19 protein-coding genes are annotated in these 17,173 nt (G+C 60.8%); 8 read left to right on the top strand and 11 right to left on the bottom strand.

Annotated elements, in window-relative coordinates:
* Window positions 1-344 precede the first annotated feature (344 nt).
* The 3 genes from IFT87_RS13310 (at window position 345) to IFT87_RS13320 (ending at window position 3,153) form a co-directional block, all read left to right on the top strand.
* The gene (locus tag IFT87_RS13310; RefSeq protein WP_192008863.1) at window positions 345-491 is read left to right on the top strand and encodes a hypothetical protein; all 147 of its coding nucleotides are present in this window, start codon (window positions 345-347) and stop codon (window positions 489-491) included.
* 154 nt (window positions 492-645) lie between these two features.
* On the top strand, window positions 646-1,008 hold the full coding sequence (locus IFT87_RS13315) for a hypothetical protein (protein WP_192008864.1): 363 nt from the start codon (window positions 646-648) through the stop codon (window positions 1,006-1,008).
* 1,005 nt (window positions 1,009-2,013) lie between these two features.
* Window positions 2,014-3,153 (top strand): glycosyltransferase family 2 protein, encoded by a 1,140-nt coding sequence (locus IFT87_RS13320; RefSeq protein ID WP_197975279.1) that lies wholly within the window; start codon window positions 2,014-2,016, stop codon window positions 3,151-3,153.
* An 18-nt stretch (window positions 3,154-3,171) separates the two neighbouring features.
* Here IFT87_RS13320 and IFT87_RS13325 read toward each other — a convergent pair whose 3' ends face one another.
* Window positions 3,172-4,644: a lipopolysaccharide biosynthesis protein gene (locus IFT87_RS13325; RefSeq protein ID WP_192008867.1), complete on the bottom strand. Its 1,473-nt coding sequence runs from the start codon at window positions 4,642-4,644 to the stop codon at window positions 3,172-3,174.
* A gap of 574 nt (window positions 4,645-5,218) precedes the next feature.
* Here IFT87_RS13325 and IFT87_RS13330 point away from each other — a divergent pair.
* The 5 genes from IFT87_RS13330 to IFT87_RS13350 all read left to right on the top strand — a co-directional run bounded on the left by IFT87_RS13330 (window position 5,219) and on the right by IFT87_RS13350 (window position 7,716).
* Window positions 5,219-5,515, top strand: coding sequence for a hypothetical protein (locus IFT87_RS13330; RefSeq protein ID WP_192008869.1), 297 nt, complete (start codon window positions 5,219-5,221; stop codon window positions 5,513-5,515).
* Entirely contained in the window at window positions 5,512-5,712 is a 201-nt protein-coding gene (locus IFT87_RS13335) for a hypothetical protein (RefSeq protein ID WP_192008870.1), read from the top strand. Before IFT87_RS13330 ends, IFT87_RS13335 begins: the two co-directional genes overlap by 4 nt.
* On the top strand, window positions 5,712-5,918 hold the full coding sequence (locus IFT87_RS13340; RefSeq protein ID WP_192008872.1) for a hypothetical protein: 207 nt from the start codon (window positions 5,712-5,714) through the stop codon (window positions 5,916-5,918). The genes IFT87_RS13335 and IFT87_RS13340 overlap by 1 nt, the downstream gene beginning before the upstream one ends.
* Before the next feature lie 663 nt (window positions 5,919-6,581).
* Window positions 6,582-7,001, top strand: coding sequence for a BLUF domain-containing protein (locus IFT87_RS13345; RefSeq protein ID WP_274602547.1), 420 nt, complete (start codon window positions 6,582-6,584; stop codon window positions 6,999-7,001).
* A gap of 406 nt (window positions 7,002-7,407) precedes the next feature.
* Window positions 7,408-7,716, top strand: a complete 309-nt coding sequence (locus tag IFT87_RS13350; RefSeq protein ID WP_192008874.1) for a hypothetical protein — start codon at window positions 7,408-7,410, stop codon at window positions 7,714-7,716.
* 497 nt (window positions 7,717-8,213) lie between these two features.
* Here IFT87_RS13350 and IFT87_RS13355 read toward each other — a convergent pair whose 3' ends face one another.
* The 10 genes from IFT87_RS13355 to IFT87_RS13400 all read right to left on the bottom strand — a co-directional run bounded on the left by IFT87_RS13355 (window position 8,214) and on the right by IFT87_RS13400 (window position 17,163).
* Complete coding sequence (locus IFT87_RS13355; RefSeq protein ID WP_192008875.1) at window positions 8,214-9,275, bottom strand: acyltransferase family protein; 1,062 nt, start codon at window positions 9,273-9,275, stop codon at window positions 8,214-8,216.
* Window positions 9,276-9,583: 308 nt separating this feature from the next.
* Window positions 9,584-9,736: a hypothetical protein gene (locus tag IFT87_RS13360; protein WP_156360493.1), complete on the bottom strand. Its 153-nt coding sequence runs from the start codon at window positions 9,734-9,736 to the stop codon at window positions 9,584-9,586.
* Between the two features lie 347 nt (window positions 9,737-10,083).
* Entirely contained in the window at window positions 10,084-11,406 is a 1,323-nt protein-coding gene (locus IFT87_RS13365) for a cellulase family glycosylhydrolase (RefSeq protein ID WP_192008876.1), read from the bottom strand.
* Window positions 11,403-13,850 carry an SGNH/GDSL hydrolase family protein gene (locus IFT87_RS13370; protein WP_192008877.1) on the bottom strand — a complete coding sequence of 816 codons (2,448 nt, stop codon included), beginning with the start codon at window positions 13,848-13,850 and terminating at the stop codon, window positions 11,403-11,405. The genes IFT87_RS13365 and IFT87_RS13370 overlap by 4 nt, the downstream gene beginning before the upstream one ends.
* Window positions 13,851-14,009: 159 nt before the next feature.
* The gene (locus IFT87_RS13375; RefSeq protein ID WP_192008878.1) at window positions 14,010-14,405 is read right to left on the bottom strand and encodes a hypothetical protein; all 396 of its coding nucleotides are present in this window, start codon (window positions 14,403-14,405) and stop codon (window positions 14,010-14,012) included.
* 50 nt (window positions 14,406-14,455) lie between these two features.
* Window positions 14,456-14,968 (bottom strand): TIGR02594 family protein, encoded by a 513-nt coding sequence (locus IFT87_RS13380; RefSeq protein WP_192008879.1) that lies wholly within the window; start codon window positions 14,966-14,968, stop codon window positions 14,456-14,458.
* 393 nt (window positions 14,969-15,361) lie between these two features.
* Window positions 15,362-15,712 (bottom strand): hypothetical protein, encoded by a 351-nt coding sequence (locus IFT87_RS13385; protein WP_206757228.1) that lies wholly within the window; start codon window positions 15,710-15,712, stop codon window positions 15,362-15,364.
* Window positions 15,713-15,771: 59 nt separating this feature from the next.
* On the bottom strand, window positions 15,772-16,311 hold the full coding sequence (locus IFT87_RS13390) for a hypothetical protein (protein WP_192008881.1): 540 nt from the start codon (window positions 16,309-16,311) through the stop codon (window positions 15,772-15,774).
* Between the two features lie 62 nt (window positions 16,312-16,373).
* Window positions 16,374-16,658, bottom strand: a complete 285-nt coding sequence (locus IFT87_RS13395; RefSeq protein ID WP_031441156.1) for a hypothetical protein — start codon at window positions 16,656-16,658, stop codon at window positions 16,374-16,376.
* Window positions 16,651-17,163: a hypothetical protein gene (locus IFT87_RS13400; protein WP_192008883.1), complete on the bottom strand. Its 513-nt coding sequence runs from the start codon at window positions 17,161-17,163 to the stop codon at window positions 16,651-16,653. Before IFT87_RS13400 ends, IFT87_RS13395 begins: the two co-directional genes overlap by 8 nt.
* Window positions 17,164-17,173: the final 10 nt, after the last annotated feature.

The raw sequence follows: 17,173 nt of genomic DNA on the forward strand, positions 1-17,173 counted from the left end.
TCCCCACGCGAGTTCATCGCGCAAACCTGCGAGGCTCTGTCAGGCCTTTAGGGGGCAACAACAACTGGGCGCTCCGCTGCTGTGCTGGACGCTATGCAGAACGTGTCTTGGCTCGCGGGGCGTGATGCCTTGCCTGGCGTGGGCAACCGCGCATAGTCCTAGGATATGACTACACCGTCAGTGCATCCCGATGTCATCAAGTTCCGCGATGACCGTAGTTCGCTACAGGCATACGAGCGAACCGATAAGAATGACGGCGATCCGATAGCGGACGCGCTGACGATCGAGATTAGGCGGCGTAAGCTCGGGCTATGATGAGCACTCGAGAAGTTTGGCTTAAGGCGATGACGATCGTCGAGGCACGCAGACTATTTGTATCAGAGCCGATGGTCGATACCTTGCTGCACATCGTGGGCCCCGACGCCGAGATCGGCGATTGGGCGCGTGTTGCTGCCGCTGTCGACACGATCAAGAACGGGCGGATGCATTAACCCGACCCGCGGAATGATCGTTCATATAACGCTGCTGTGACAAGTGTGTCATAACGAGAACTTGCCAGGGGCGGTGGGCCTTTGCAATGCGCCACGGGACGCGGTTAAATCCAGACATAACCAGATCTTAGCGACCCTGACGGACGATAGCCCCATGAACACCTATCGCCGCTCGATGGCCAATGCCGGCAACAATCCGCTTGATCGGCGGTGCTCAAACCGAACGGCTATGAATCATCCGGCCGTAGTTATAACGTCTCTCGGAGATAAGCATTCGGCAATCATTCAAAACGTGTCTACCCTGGGCTTCAAGATTCGCTCAGAATACGGGGTCACTGTCGGACGGTTTCTCTCAATCGATATACCGGGGCTCGCCACGTACTCGGGTTGGGTAGCTTGGTCTTATCGCGATCAATTCGGGCTTGACGTGGCCAACGCCATTCCGGAGCCAGTTATCAAACACATCATCGCGATGGCCGTACAGGCAGGCGAAGGTCCAGCCCCAGGCTTTACCTGATGATCGAACGGGCGTCGCCGCAGCGATGAATGCGACCGCCTCTAATCGGTGGCGTCAGAGCCCAAGGTGTATCCGCATAAAACGGGCGAACCGAGTAGAGACACCATAGCCAACCGAGGTCGCCAGGATAATAGCGATTGGGAGGCCCCAAACGATCGCGAGTACGCCATACAGAATCATCATGCGAGAATGATGGCAGAAATACTGATCGCGACTAGTTACAATTTCATTTTAGGGGGCGAGGGCGTCGCGAAACCAAACCAATGCCTACTACATCGTAACGTCGTGCGCGGGTTAGTGTCGGGAAGCCTGCAGGCAGCACAACCGCACTAGTTCGCAACCGGCGCCTTAATCGTCCAGTCGTTGAACCGACCGAAGCGCTCTACCTGCCCGCAGACAAGTCGCTGCGCCTTCGGTGAAACGCCCGGCTCTTTCGAACCGGGCGCCCTGATCACTTAATCGGCTTGTCGACGATCCAATAACGCATTTCCGGTCCCCTTCTGGGCTGATAGAAAACGCCGACCCTCTCGGCGTAACCAACGTTAAATGGTTAATATTTCATTAATACTAATTGCTAGCAGTGTATTGACGACCTTACGACGATCCGGTGTCCTCAAGAGGCAGGGTGAGTTGTTTACAAAAGCATTGTTCGTGCGTTTGCGCTGCGGCAGATGCCGGCCACGTTCGGTGCGGGAGTGCGGCAAGCGCCCGGAGACGGCGCGGCCTGGGCGGCTACACAGTGGCCCGGCCGGCGCGTCAACAGTCGGATCAATGAACCTGACCGAAGCGCGCTACCTGCCCGGGGACGAGGCGCTGCTAGACTATTAGCGCCCCGACAGCCGTTCTACATAGCTCGAGACTAAGACGGGATTTGTTCAGGCTGACGCGCCAGCGACGGTCGATTTCGCCGTCTGAGTTCTTAACAAGATAATTTGCCGTTATGCATTGACCCGGACCGTGCCGCGAGAGCAACGACCGCCAGCAACTCGCATGAAGGACGCCCCCTTGACCGCCCAAATCGACGTGCTCATGTCAACCTATAATGCCGGCCGGTTCCTGCCCGAGACCCTGGCTAGCATTCAAGCACAGACGATCCGGGACATCCGGATCATCATCGTCGATGACGGCTCGACTGACAATTCACCGGAACTGCTCGCACAAGCCGCGCGACAGGATCCGCGCATCCACGTCATCACGCAGGCCAATGGTGGGATCGTCGCGGCACTCAATGCGGGGCTTGCGGCCTGCACCGCCCCTTTTATCGCCCGGCATGATGCCGACGACCTGTCGAACCCAGACCGGTTAGAGCGGCAGATCCGCTATCTCGAGGCAAACCCCGACTGTGTTGCGGTCGCGGGCGCGGCACGGCAAATCGACGCGGACGGGCGCTGGCTCGGCACGCTGACGCGGCTTCGCGATCTCGCGCGCGCTGATCCGTTCAGCATCCCTGCAACCGAGCCCTACCTGCTTCAGCCGATGTTGATGGTGCGTGCCGAAAGCTTTCACGCGGCCGGTGGCTATCGCCCTCTACTGATCGCGGAGGATTCTGATCTGTATTGGCGGCTTCAGGGCTTCGGTCGGCTGCACAATCTTACCGAACCGCTGGGCAGTTACCGAATGCATGACGGCAGCATTACGAGCCAGTCGGTCGTTGCCGGGCGCCGGGGGGCCTTGTGCGCGCAGCTCGTCGCAATCTCGGCGCAGCGTCGCACGCGAACCGTGCCGGATCTGGTGTTCGATCTCGCGCTGTACGACGCAATCAAGCAGGCGACGACGATGACGGACCTCTACACGGTGGGATGCGCGCAGCTATCCGCGGCGGAGCAGGACTGGCTTGCAGTTGCACTGTCCGCAAAACTCGTCGAGCTGTGCTTTTACAGACCGTTCGAGCCATCGGTCGAGGATTGCCGCTTTATCCGTGATGCACTGAACGCGCATGGCGACATCATGACGCCGGACAACCGCATAGCGCTGCAGGAATTGATAATTGGAACCGCCGTGCGCCTCGCCATCAAGGGGCTGATTGCAGAGGCGCTGGTGCTGGCGCCGGCGAAGCGCCTGCCGACCGTGATGGCACGAATCCTGTTCCGCGTCGCGCTCCCGAGCACGCTGCGGACCCGGGTTAAGACGCTCGTCGGGCGGTGACCCGGGACGATAGGCTGGCTAGGCGGACCGGCGTCGAGCCGCTAGGCCGCGCAGCTCGGTGATGATCGGGTGACGGTAGTAGAGAAGCGCGAGCGCCCAGAGCAGACCACCGGCCACGACCGACATCGCGACTTGCACGAACGGGGTCCGGGCATCCCATCCGTGCCACACCATCAGCAGGAGCGGCGGGCAGATCGCTGCGATGGTGACCACCGCGCTGCGTCTATAGATAGGGAGAAAGTCTCCGTCGTGGCTTCCTGTCATTCTCTTGATGTGCGGCAGATAGAGGAATACGGCGAACATGCCTTCGGCGACGCGGCCCACCATTGCGCCGGTGAGGCTGAACAGTGCGCCGGTCACGAACAGCGCAACCCCAACAGTCGCCCGGATAATTTCGAACCGTGCCTGTTTCGAGGTCTCCTTCGCGACCACAAAGAGCTCCCACGCCATCGTAACCGAAACCCACAGGATTCCGTTGAAGCACAGCACCGCCAGCGGAAGCGCAAGCGCGGTCCACTTCGCGCCGTAGAGGATGTAAACCATTGGTCCCGCCAGAACGGCCATGCCGGCGAAGGCCGGCCATAGAATCGCGGTCATGAATTCGAGCACCCGAAGGTAGCGTAACCGCAACGGTGCGCCGTCGCGTGCGATCTGGGCAAAGTCGGCGATTAGAACCCGCGCGAGAACGGTATGCACGTTATCCGACAGGATGCTGAAAAGGTTGTTCGCGCGGGAATAGAGACCGAGGGCCGACAGCCCGCTAAGATTGCCCAGCGCAAAATTCGATACTTGGTTTTGCATCTGTACGACGCCATTGATCATCAGCATCCGTGAGCCGAACTTGTAGATGTCGCGCCAGTGACGGGTGCCCAGGCGGAACTGGACGTGGCGCGGGGCAACGAGGCAGGTCGCAACTGAACCCATGACGGCCGTTATGACGCTGCCATAGGCGAGGCTCATGTAACTAAAGCCCGCGATCGCGAATAGGACTGTGCAGATCGTCCCCGTCAGAGAACTTATCAGGCGGATCGTTGAGATCGATTTAAAGTTTCCCTCTCGCTGGAGCAGTCCGGTTGGGACCAGCGACAGAGCATTGATCAGCGGCGTCCAGGCGATCCAGAACAGCACCGTCTGAACCCCGGGATCTTTGAACAGCGCCTGGCCTAGCAGGCCGAATGTGACAATGATCGCGCTGATAGCGATAGACAGCAGAATGTTGACACTAAAGACCGACGACAGGACATCGCGATCCACGACGTCGGCACGGATCAGATAGTTGCCAAGGCCAAGCGACTGAAACGCGGTGATCATGCCGACCGTTGCCAGCGCAATCGCGAACACGCCAAGCTCGTACGGCGTCAGGATCCGCGCCAGCACGACCGAGCTGCCAAACTGTATGACGAGCATCCCCGTCTGACCGATTGCCGCCCACAGGAATGAACGGCGAATGGAGCCGGGCGCCTGCCCCTTGTGATCAGATGCGACGTCCATAATTCAAGGCCCTTAAGCAAGCCCTATCCGGCAGCGAATAGGGCCCGGTATCCATGGTTTGGGGGGTGCCGACGCCCTGAAAGCCCATCAGGCTTGAAGCTCGGCTATATCGGTAGTGATTGATCGGCGCTCTGCCGGCGGCTCTACGCGTAATCGATGGTCGCAGGCTCGCAAGAATTCAAGTGCGGCGACCATCGGGGCAGGCCGCGCGGTCGCCAGATAGGCGGTTGCGCAAACGCGGTGGGGACATTCATGGTTAGGCCGGACAGATACGAGATGGGATCAAGCCCTTCGGTGCTGACAAACATTGGGATCACTGGACTGACCGAGGGCCACGCGTCCCAATAGCTTCGTTCCGGCACCGCCGCCAAGAAAAACGTCCGGCATCACCGCGTTGGCGGAAGTTTTTGATCTATTGCTGTCACCCTGGCGGAATCAGCCGGGGCGGCGTGCAGGCGTGCCGGTTGCTCTTGCTCTTGTCCTCATTCGGGACGTCGATGCCAACGATGGAGGCGGTCAGTCCGTTCACGAAGATAGTTTGCCCGAATCGATTGGCCACGCCTAGGTTGGAGATATGTCCGAGCCCCTGATTGCTTCACCCCTCCTAGCCGAACTGCAGCGGCTTCTGGCTGCGCAGGATGTGATCGCGCTCATGCCGACCCCGGGGATCGACACGTCGGTCGGATCGATGTGGGCGGACCCAATGTCGGCAGTCGCGATCGTCGACATGCAGCAGCAGATTGTCGAGCTGGTCGGCGGTGCAACGGATGAGGACCTGATCAAGGCCTATAGGGAAACCGACGGCGAACGAGAATGCCTGGATGCTGAAGCACTGCTCGCTGAGATCGAGCGACGTAACCTCGACAAGTGACCGTACGCAAGATCGTCGCGGATAAGACGAAGGACGTCGCCGTGTTCGAGCATGACCTCGGACCTGACGTGATCGTCCAGGTCCGCAGCGAGCGTGGCCGCGTACTGGAGATGCGAGCCGACGTGCTTCCCGACCGGGTGGTGGTCCACTTTAAGGACGGCACGACGGAGCCACTGAGCGTGGTCATAATTGGCTGATGGCGCGCGCTTGGCCGATGGAAGATCGAGAGATCTGGATACAGGCTGGCGTGATCCTTGCCGAACACGGCGAACATACCCCAGATTATATCGTCGATCAGATGGTCGCTGCTATCGGCGACCCTGTCGCCGTAAAGGATTGGCACCGTATCGCCGCTGCAGTCGACGTTATCAAAGGCACTTACGGACCTACTGCGAATTGCTGATCTCGGAATATGCGCCGGATCGGCGCAACTGGCGCACTATCCCGTTGAATGAGGCCGTCACGCTCTGGCTGCGGCCGATCTCGTTATCTTGCTGCGCACCTTCCCAGAACATGACGAGTGGCCAGCGCTCCGGGCAGTGATGCCAGAGGCATCGCAGGGCTAAGCGCACCGCTGGCGTGTCGACGCGGCCATTAGCGGTATCGCTGAGGGTGCCCCTCAGAACCTGGACCGCCAGATCAACTGTGATTCGCGTTTGGCGATGCATTCGCCTATGGAACGTATAGGGAACAAAGTTGCAAGGATTTGATATGACGGGACGGTGCCGGCTCTGCACTAGCAACGATGAAGATGCGATTATAGAGCACGTCGCGGCGTACATGTGGGAGAGCCGCATGGAGCGGGTCGAGGACCGGACACCGTGGGGACAGGCTGGCGCTACCTGGCAAACGGCGTTTCGTGAGATGGCTGTCGCTGCCCGACAGGCACTCACGCTACCGGAACGATCGGAGCTCGATCACGCAATCTGACCGACGTAAGTCATCCCTGCCGAAGCTCAATCAGGGGCCGTTAAATACTTTTTAACCAAAACAATGTGAAAATTTGCTCTCGGCCGGAGTCCCGTCGATCGACATGTTTCTCCTGCAATTCGGTTCGAGGGACCTAATGCGGATTGTTATTTACATTAGCAGAGCCAAACACAGATTCACGGCGCGAGACTTGGCCGACCTTCGTGACCTTGCTGCCGCCAGAAACCGTTCTCTAAATATCACCGGTCTTCTACTATTTGACGGCACCCGCTTTGTACAGGCGTTGGAGGGAGACGCTGCCGCTGTGCAGCTCGTAATGGACCGGATTGCCAACGATTCACGTCATGACAATATCAGCTACTTCAAACCGATCGAGACGGATCATCGCCAATTTAATTGGTGGTCAACGGAATATCGAGACGAAAACGACCTTTGTGACGGAGGGGGGTTCCTCGATCGCGTGATGAAACACGTTGCCGACGTTAAATGTGACTCGATAAAGGCGGCTTTTATTGGATTTGCCGCCCTGTCGCTCCGTCGACGTTTAACAACTTAAAATCGAACCATGCGGTCCCTCGGTATCCGGACCATAGATCTGATCTGTGGCTGTGGACGGCATAAGGAGGTCGACGTCGACGCCTACCCGGGGACCGAGGTTGGCGCCAGCGACGCGGGACAGTTCCATGGTGGGGAGGGTGAGCAACATCTACGTAACCGCCTGCTGCTTAACGCTGGGCGTAGTGCTATGAACTTCCACTACAGCAAGGAAACGCAATGCTCTCTTGGCTTTTTCATGCACCGCGGCGAGCGGTGGAATGGTGGTTCCGTGAAAGCCCCGAAGCGGTGCGCGCGAAATCGACCCACCCCGCCGGCGGTAGATGCCACAACTGCGGAGCAGACTGCGACAGCGACCAGAAGGCGTGCGAGGATTGCTTCGGAAAAAGCGTCTGGTGAGGCCAGCGATGACCCGGTTCTTCCGGTGCGGGGAGTGCGGCAAGCGCCCGAAGACGGCGCGGCCTGGGCGGCTGCATCGCGGCGCGGCCGGCTCGACGACGACGATCCGATCAATTAACCTGCCCGAAGAGCGCTACCTTCCCGGGGATGAGGCACTAAGAAATTATTTGCGCAACCTGCATCACTCGTCACACATGGCAAATGTCTGTAAAGGCACGCGAATTTTGATGGAGCGAGGGCGTCGTGCCGATCTGGGCATTACTAGTGAGGGTGTATTTTTGGCCCGCAAGGTGGCTCAGCAGAGCGATGTTGAATAGTCGAACCGCCACGCTGTCACATCAATGCCGATGCGGTAATGCCAAGGATGCGGGCGAACTGCTTTGTGATGAGTGTAAAGCTTGGTGAACTTGGCGGATGGATAGGCCATTCCGACGAAAATGCGGGGCTTCCGGAAAAACAGTGCGATTGGCGGCAGAAACAGGCGGGCCTCGGCAGCTTTACCGGAGCCCGAACGGACGGCAATTCGATCACTGAACCCGACTGAAAAGCGCTACCCCCCAGGGGACGAGGCGTTGCTGGATTATTAGGGCCGACTAAATGCTGCGACGTTCGCGGGCAGCCCGCCCGCGGCTTCCAGCATAGCTGCGGCATCCCCGATCCGCTTGGTCAGCAGCAACCAGCCGGGGTCGGACGGTGCGCGGATCAGCTCGAACAGGTCAGCGCGCCACGCCGCGTCGATTAAATAATTGCGTCATCTGGCGGGCGTGATGTTTGCGCGCCGAATATGCGTATTCGCGGGTCGGCTAGGCCGAAGTCACATCACCGCGACAGGTGCGGGCATCTTGCGTGCTAGAAATTTCGTCGCGGCGCCTCGGATGATATTTTGGAGCGGCATCTCTAGGAAACGATAGGAGATCATTGCGGCCGCCAAGGCGCTCGCGAAGGCGATGACCATTTGTCCCGGCCACGATATGCCCGCAGCGTCAGCAACCCGGCGAGCAGAGTCCATAACGGGCTCATGCAGCAGGTATAGCGAAAAGCTAATCGCCCCGAGTTGCCGAACTGCCCAGTTGCCGAAAACGAAACGTGCAAATACGGTGTCGATAGAGAACGACAAGATCGAACATCCTACTACCAGCGCAATAGGAATATGCCCGTAAACCGCGCCGTCGTGCTGCCAGCTTTCCGAAAGCATCTCACGAAAATTCACTGGCGATAGTAGCAGGAAAACCACGGCCAATGTCGACGCGATTTGAACGAAGGACACCACAGCCTGACTCACGGCCCCTTCGACCATGCGCCGCCTAATAAGTGCGACAGCAATCCCAGTCAGGAAAATATGCAAATGGCTAAAAACCGTTATGCCTGGGAACACCGGCCGGGCCAAAAATATCAGAGCGGAAACGAACAGAACGGCGGGCAGGTATTTCACTGCTTTGCCGCTCGCAACCAGCCCCCATATTCCCACGAAGACAAAGTAGAACTGAAACTCTGGCGGGATAGACCAAAAGACATGCGAGCTACCGACAAATAGCAATTGCTTAACGGTCGCCATTGCCGACATGTAGTAAATGAAATCAGGGCCCGAGAACTGGGAGATGAAAAACGCTGCTATGACGACGATATAGTAGATCGGCACAACGCGAGCGATACGGGCGATAAGGTATCGCACGATCGCAGGCCTATCCATTGGTTTCCACAGGTAAAGATGGCCCATCAGAAAGCCACTAAGAACGAAAAATAAGAGAACCCCAGCGGGTCCTGAAAACTGTGGAGTCGTATCGGTCAAACCGACCCGTGCAAGATGGGATAGGACAACCAGGACTGCTGCGCAGCCGCGAATTCCATCAAGGGCGGGTATGTGTTTGCCAATCATGACGGAATGCCTGCCTCAGGCGAAAACCCGTGTCGAGTGAAGTATTTTTACAATTTCCTGACTTGGGACGATCTGCCGCCAAAGAGCTATAGCCGTGCAGCGGCAGTCTCAAGTTTTTTAGTTTAAGGTTAACACACTTTTCTTTCGTTTATTTGCAGCATGTTAACTGTGTACCGATGAAAAACACCAGCATGATGGCCGGGAGGTGTAGGTGCTATCTGGTTGCAGGCCCGCCACCCTTTCGGCGTAGGCGGGGACCTGAAGTCCCAGAGGGGAAACGCCCGGCCCTTTCGAACCGGGCGCCTCAGTCACATCGCGTCGTAATAGCCCGCGTGCAGCTTCGCCAGGGTGGCGTTGAACGTGCCGCCATTGGCGTCAGCATCCTTCGCACGATCGCGGCCGTACTCGGTCTTACCCTTGGCGGAGAGCTTCTTATAGCGTGCGTTCTCGGTCTTGCTCATGGTGCTTCTTCCTACTGTGATGGTTCAAGTCGACAATGGTATAGAGGCCCGCGAAGCAGTCGGCTCCGAGGATCCCTATAAGCCTCCCGATGACTTGATTATCGGGGGATGCGTGAAACGAGAGGGTCGGCCTGCCGCTGCGGCGCCATAGCTTCCGGAATTTCGACAGAAGCGGGGCGAGCAGACGGGGTTGCTCGACGGATAGGAAGTTGATGTACCAGCCGCTCTCAGCGGCGTCCCACGCGATCTGCGCGACGGGCGTTGGCCCCTGCCATGCTATCAGGCAGGAGCCGGACTGGCGAAACTCGGCGCACCCGGTCATGGGCATCACCTCCTTTCATGCTGGACTATCGGCGACCCGTCAGCCGCTCGACATAACCCGAGGTGGGAGCCGTGAAGCGCGCGGCCTTGGGCGGGTCGATCTTGAAGATGTAGCTCTCGGGCCAGATGCGGCCGCCACCCCACCAGGTAATGCCGAGCAGGACGTCGCTGTTCGCGCGTAGGGCCGCGGTCGCCTCGGCACCGACGGCTATGCACGAGGCCTTCATGCCGTAGTGCGATGCGAACGCGCTCTCGGTGATGTAGGCCTTCAGACCACGCCGGCGCAACTGCTCTGCGAACTCGACGAAGCCGCTGGTATTATCGACGCACTCGTTGCTCGTGCCGCTTGAACCCCTGTCGAAATAGCGGTGCCCGTTGATGAACGTGAGCCCCAGCGGATCCTTTAGGCCACCCCCGCGGACGATCGCGCAGCCCGCGCTCTCGCATGCCTTCTTCGGCCCCTCTTTCTTGTCGAAGCGGAAGGTCGCCGACCATTGCGGATATTCGAGCAGGATCGGGTGACGGATTCCGTTCGCGCGCAGGCCAGCGATGATCAGGTTGCTGTCACGCAGCCACTGGTCCCAGTCGTTCATCAGCACCGGGTCGTTGAAGCCTTTCGGCTCATTGACCAGGTCGAGCATCACCGAGCCGTCGTCGGGGAAGTTGCGCGCGAAGCTGGTCCAGAACGCGATCGACTTGGATGGCGCGTCCCAGCGATAGGTGTGGTTGTCGAGGATAACCGGCACTGCCTTGCTGCGCGCATAGGCCACGTGGACCTTCAGCTCGGCGATGCGCGCCGGGGTCATCCGGTCATCCTTGAACGGGTAGCGGATCAGGCCGAAACCGTGCTTCTCGATGTAGCCGCGCCAGTCTTCCGCCGATGGGCGGACCGCGTCGCCGCCGCTGGCCTCAGCGCCCGACAGGTTTGCGCCGAACAGCGGGTCGGCGTGTGCAGTCTGTGTCGGAGGCGTTGCTGGCCGAGCGGGTGCTGCGGCGGCCGCAACTGCCACCGGTGCCGCAGGTGCCGCGCAAGGTCGCGCGTCGACCGGGGCATAGACCCAACCCTTGCCCTGAACGTTCTCGACGAACCGGAGCCGGGTGGCGCCGATCGTCTCAAACCAGTTGCCGGCCGCGTTCGAGCGGTTGCGATCGTTCCAGCCCAGCCAGCCCTTTTCGCGCGAGCCATCGCGCAGCAGCTCGCGGCCCATCTGCTTCTTGAGGACGAGGGTGTCGCCCGCGCAGACCTTATACTGCGCGGGCGGGTTAGCACCGGTGACGGTGTGCACGGTCTGCGCTGCCGCCGGAGCGACAAGCAGCACAAGGGCGGCGCTGACGAGGTTGCGGATCATGCCTTGGTGATCGCATCGAGGTCGAACGTGCCATTCGCTACGACCAACTGCTGCGAAAGCGTATTGGCTTGATGCGTGCCGTCAGTCGTAAGATTGCCGGTGGTCGCTACACCAAACTGCGGAGACGGCGAAAGCCACCGCCCCGTGTTGTCGCCGTCCTCATACCACTTCGCCACTTCAATGAAGCGCGGAAGCGATCGAACCCAGTTGTTCAGAGTAACGCGATGAACGTCATTGGCGGGGACATTCTGTGTTGCGTATGAGCCATATGTACCGCTGACATTGCCGACGCCAACTGTCGAGTTCCATACGCGCGTCGGGTCGGGGAACATTGCCATAACCGTTTGCCGGTCAGCGATCATCTGATCGCCAGTGCGCGCGCCCGAATTTTTATCGTTGATGCCCCACTGAATGATGTGGTTTCTCGCATAACGCTTCGCGATTTCTAGGCGCTTGACACCGTTGCCCGCTACAAAATCCTGCATCTGGGAGCCTGAAATGGCGAGGTGGAGGATGCCGGTCAGCGGAGCACCGCTCTTGACCAAGATGGGGTAAATTTCACCGCCGCCCGGGTTCACGCCAAGGATGTTAGCGCCCCATGCCTTGCTGTCGCCGAAGATCGCCACAGTTCGGGGATTGGTGGTTGCATCGACGTCTTGCACGATAGCGATCGGAGCCCAGTACTGATTGCTGAACGTCTGTGCGATCGTGCCGCTCATCGTCTTGTCTGCGAGGGTGTCGTCGCCAAGCTCGGTGTTGCCTGCCACCGGGCCAGCTGCATAATTTGAAATAAGAATGCCGCCGGCACACTGCCGATAAATACGAACGTAATAGGCCGTTCCCTGCGGAATATTCAGGCCAATAGGATCGCTTTCGGTGCCTGCGTCGCCTGAGGCTTGGTTCAGGACCGTACCGCCGCTGAACGTGATTTGTGTAAACGTGCCCGATGGGTGTTCGATCGAGGCGGTTACAACAGCAGCACCTATGCCTTGATCGATCCCACCGCCACCTTGGTTGGTGTAGAAATTGGGAACGACGATCCGCCATTTGCCGGACACAAGGGCACTTGAGGAAGACGGCTCATAATGGCGGATATTCTGCCGGGTGTAGGCAGCGTTCATCCCGTTTGCCACAAAGGTGCGACGACCGACTTGAACCTTGCTCACAGCTGCAGCCGTATCGTCATTGCTGATCGTACCGGTTGACGTCACGGTGTTCAGGCCGGTCGCAACCACAGTGAGGGTGAACGTGTCGTCGGGCTCGACTGCCGTATCGCCCGCAACCAGCGCCGAAATGGTCTTGCTCGTCTCGCCGCCTGCGAACGTGCCGCTGCCGGCTGGGAACGCACCGCCGAAGTCTGCAGCATCGGCCGGGTTCGCGCCGCTTCCCGCCATGGACCAAGTGAACGGATAGGCAGCCGTGCTTCCGTCGCGGTTAAGCGTGAGGGTCCAGGAGAACAGGGTGGTTCCGCTGTTGCCTTCGGCCTTCGCTACTGCGGACGAGAGCGAGAGGGCCGGTGACGGAGCAGGAGCTGCGGCGGACACCGGGCGTGTCAGAACGGACGACGAAGCGGTGCCGCCCGAGCCTGTCGCGAACTCCTGATACGTCAGCGTGCCAGCGGAAGCGGGGGCTGCGGTCAGCCCGGTGCTGATGGTTGAACCGTTGAGCGCCCAGGCACGGAACGTGATCGTGCCGTTGGACACGGCGCCTGGCGTTGCGGTGTAGGTCGTATTCCCCGCCGTGCCAGTCGAAGGACTGACCGTCGGCTGCGAGGTGAAGGCTGGTGCTGCCGCCACTGCGGTCGCGACGGTCACCTGCTGCACCGTGGACTGCGTGGTGCCACCCGATCCGGTTGCCGTCTCCTGATAGGTCAGGGTGCCAGACGATGCCGGGGCCGCGGTGATGCCGGTACTGATCACCGTTCCGTTGATGGTCCACGACCGCGCCGTGATCGACCCATTACTGACGTTGCCCGCGGTCGCCGTGAAGGTCGTGGTGCCTGCGGTGCCGGTGTTCGGGCTGATGCTCGGCTGCGAAGTGAAGGACGGCGCCGGCGTCGGGGTGACGGTCGCCGCGGTTACTGCCGCCACTTGAACCGTCGACGTCGTCGTACCGCCCGGGCCTGATGCCGTCTCTTGATAGGCGAGCGTACCAGACGACGCGGGCAGGGCTGTCACGCCGCTGCTGATGGCGGTACCGTTCAGCAGCCAGACACGGGACACTACAGAGCCGTTGCTGACGGTGCCCGGCGTCGCGGCGTACAGCGTTGAGCCTGCAGTGCCGCTGGTCGGAGTGATGCTAGGCTGCGTCGTGAATGCAGGCGCAGGAGTTACGACCGGTACCCCCGCCGCCTCAAGCGCTGCAATACGCTTGAGTAGCGAGTTGACCGTGTCGCGCCAGTCACGCGCGGACGTGTTGTTTGGGATATTCGTCAGCACGGCCATGCGTGGACACTCCTATTCAGGAAAGCGGGTTGGGCATTAATCAGGGAGGCGACGTGTCAGTGCGGCCAAGCGTCGACAGCGAGGCCGCGGCGCGCGTCACAGAGCGCGAGGTCGGCGCGCCCATCGCGCAGCGAGCCCTCGGCGTCCGCGCTGTTGGCGCTACCGTCCGGCTGCCGGCGCATCGGCGTTGCCGTGCAGGGCTTCTTCGCCTCGGCCGGTACTGGGGGGATCACCGGCGAATAGCTCAGCGTCGAGCGCGTCGATGCCGCGCACGCGGTCAGCAGGAAGGCAGGCAGCACGGCCAGCAGCAGTTTGCGCATAGGTCCTCACGGTGTCAGTGGATCGAAGGATGATGGGTTCGCGATTCGCGAGGCGGTCGGCGAAGGTCGTGAGCGCCGTGGTTTGCTGGACGGCGAACCGCGTTTCCTCCGCGGCGCGCAGCTGCTCGGCCTTCGCGATCTCCGCGCTCCACGCCGCCCGCTCGGCCTTCAGAGTTGCCGTGCGATCGGCGAGCGTCTCGCGGGTGAAGTGCAGCGCGGCGAGCAGACCGAGCATTGGTAGGGCCCACCGGAAACGTCGCAGCAGGGCAAAGCCCGCCGCCCAAGTCATGCTTCGTTCGACGAAAAGGGCACGCCCGCGATCGTCTTCATTTTCACAGCGCCACCGATAACGGGCACGCCGGCAGGCCAGCGCGAGGCGGTCAGACGCGACTTTGCAATGCGCGTGACCGAGACCGCATTGCCCTGATTTCCACCGAGCACATGATATGCGGACTCGTCTTCGCCGACATAAAAGCCGACATGCCCCCCGCCTGGACGATCGAAGACGAGGACCGCGCCGGGAGCGAGCCGGTCGGGCCGCAGTCGGCTACCCCAAGTCGCCCAGCTCTTCGCTCGCGCCGCGATCTTGACCGGCTCCACGCCGACGGCGACGAGGCATGCTGCGACGAAGCCGCCGCACCACGGCATCTCGTCGTCTTTCCAGATCACGCCGTTCCATTTGCGCGCCGAGTTGAGAAACGCGATCAGGGCATTGTTGTGCGTGCGACCGACTATTTCGTGGGTGCCAAGAAGCGACCGGGCATGGCAAAGCCACGCCGGCTCTAATGCCGTCGTCATGCTTAATTCCTTACAATGGTGAGGCGTTTTCGACTTTGGCGCTGTTCAGATTGCGCCAGAGGGTTCTTCAAAGCTCCGGCCGGCCCGCCTCGCGCTTTTCCCCTTGTCGCTGAGGCGGGCCGTTAACAAAATATTAACTGCAATTAGGCATTTTGCAGACGAGGCTTTGCCTCCCCGTGAAGGGTTCCCTGCTCGTCACGATGCCGCCCCAGCTACGACGGGCAGGGAGAACGGCCTGATATGGCTGTCCGCCACTTCAGGCCTCTTACATCCACTGATGCTTATTTTCTTTGATGTGAGGCGATCAGTCGAGGTGATCGTTCGTGCAGCGCCAGGGTCCACACCCACCGTGCCCTGGCCGGCCCGTCCTTGGCTGACCCTGGGGGCGGGCCGTTATCCCTGCTTGTCGAGTTCGCGCAGGGTGGCGGTCATGTCCGCCGGTATTACCGGCTTGCCCGGGAGAGCGGCGTCGAGCGCATCGATCGCGTTCTGCCCGCGACGCTTGAAGAAGGTGATGATGCCGGTGCCGATGGCGCCCAGCGCGCCGCCCGTGCCAAGCGCAGCGAATAGATCGACCTGTTGCTCCGCGATCCAGACTGCGGTGACCAACATCGCGATCCCGGTGATGATCATATCGAGCAGCCAGCGCTTTGGACCCGGCGTGTCGAGCGTGATGAACAGCCGGATCATGAGGCAGGCGAGAAGCCCGACGATCATCGAACCGGCCGGGAAGCTGTATCCCATGAATGACCAGATGACCGGTACCGATACGCCCGGTACCGCTGCGATAGCCCCCTCCCGCATTACCGCAGCCCGACGGCAGCGGTTGCCATTGCAAGGCTCACGATGAGGATAGCGATCGGACGGCGCAGCTGCGGCCATCGCGACCACATGTCGACGGGCAGGGGGGCTTTGCGCAGCTGGAACTCGAGCATCGGTTCAGCGAGGATATGCAAGGCCATCCATAGGAAACCGCAGCCGACCGAGACGGGATCGAGCCAGCGTTTGAGTTCCGCCACCCGTTCGATGGTGCGGGCATCGCCCGAGCTCCACGACCAGAGACTGATCGCCTCGGCGCCGCCCCGGCTGGCGACCGCGCACCCGGCAAGGAAAATGACGAACCGATAGATCGAGACGGGATCGGTCGGGTGGTCGAACGCGCGCGCTGCCCAGATCCTCCGCGCCTGCTTGCCCGCCATCATCAGCCCGAGGCACATGGCCGCGGTCATGACGAACAGGTTCCACGCCAGCAGGCCTGGGTTGTTCGCGAGGGAGGGAGGCGCCAGCGCGGCCGTCGACCGCATCGCCTCGCCAATGTAGTTGCTCGTGGCTGTCACGCTCATGCGTCATCCCTTCCCGCGACCGGGACGGTCGCGTTGCTCGCGTTCTTCCATGGTAGGATCCCTCAGGGTTTGGGCGCGCAGCCCAGGAAGGCGGTTTCGACATTGCGCCGGCAGTGTTCTGGCGCCGCGCCGATGAGGACGAAGAGGCGGTCGATGATCGCTTCGAGGATAAGCCCCCAGCGATGCCCCTTGATTGCAGCGCGGCCGACGCGACTGGAAATCGTCTCGTCAGCCGAAGGGGTTGGCCCGCCCGCGACAACATAGATCGGCACGGCGATCAGGATGTAGACGAGTTGATCAACCGCAACGAGCAGCTGGCGCAGCCCGAGCCAGAAGCGCTCAGCCATTGAGGACGGACCAATCGACCTTGCCGGCAGCAACGATGGCGCCGAGGTTCGCAGCGCGGCCTACCGCGACCTTGGCTCCCATGCGCAGCCCCTCGATCGCGGCACCAATTGCCACCCATGCGTCGGCAAGATGGATGACCTCGGCCGCGAGGTCGGCGATCGTCACTCCGCGCGCGGCCGCCTCGGCAGACAGGAACGGCGTGGTGGTGTCGTTGTCGAGGGACCATGCGCGCGCTTCGGCTTCCTTGCGCTGATACGTCATGGCCTGCCCGGCGCCTGGCGTTAGAATGCGCTGGCGGATGAGTTCGGCTTCGGCGTCGATCTTTACGGCGCTTGCTTCACGTAGAGCGTCGAGATCGAGGGTGGGCGCACGCACGACTTGTGCCGGCACCATGACCATGCCCATGCCTTCAGAGAATTGCTGCTGCGCGGCAGATCCCACTGACCCGCCGCCACGCCAAAGCTCCTCGCCTGACGCAAGGTCATAGATGATCCAATGTTCCATGATGAACCTC

This window comes from Sphingomonas sp. CFBP 8765, assembly GCF_014841445.1.
Taxonomy (GTDB): Bacteria; Pseudomonadota; Alphaproteobacteria; order Sphingomonadales; family Sphingomonadaceae; genus Sphingomonas; species Sphingomonas aerolata.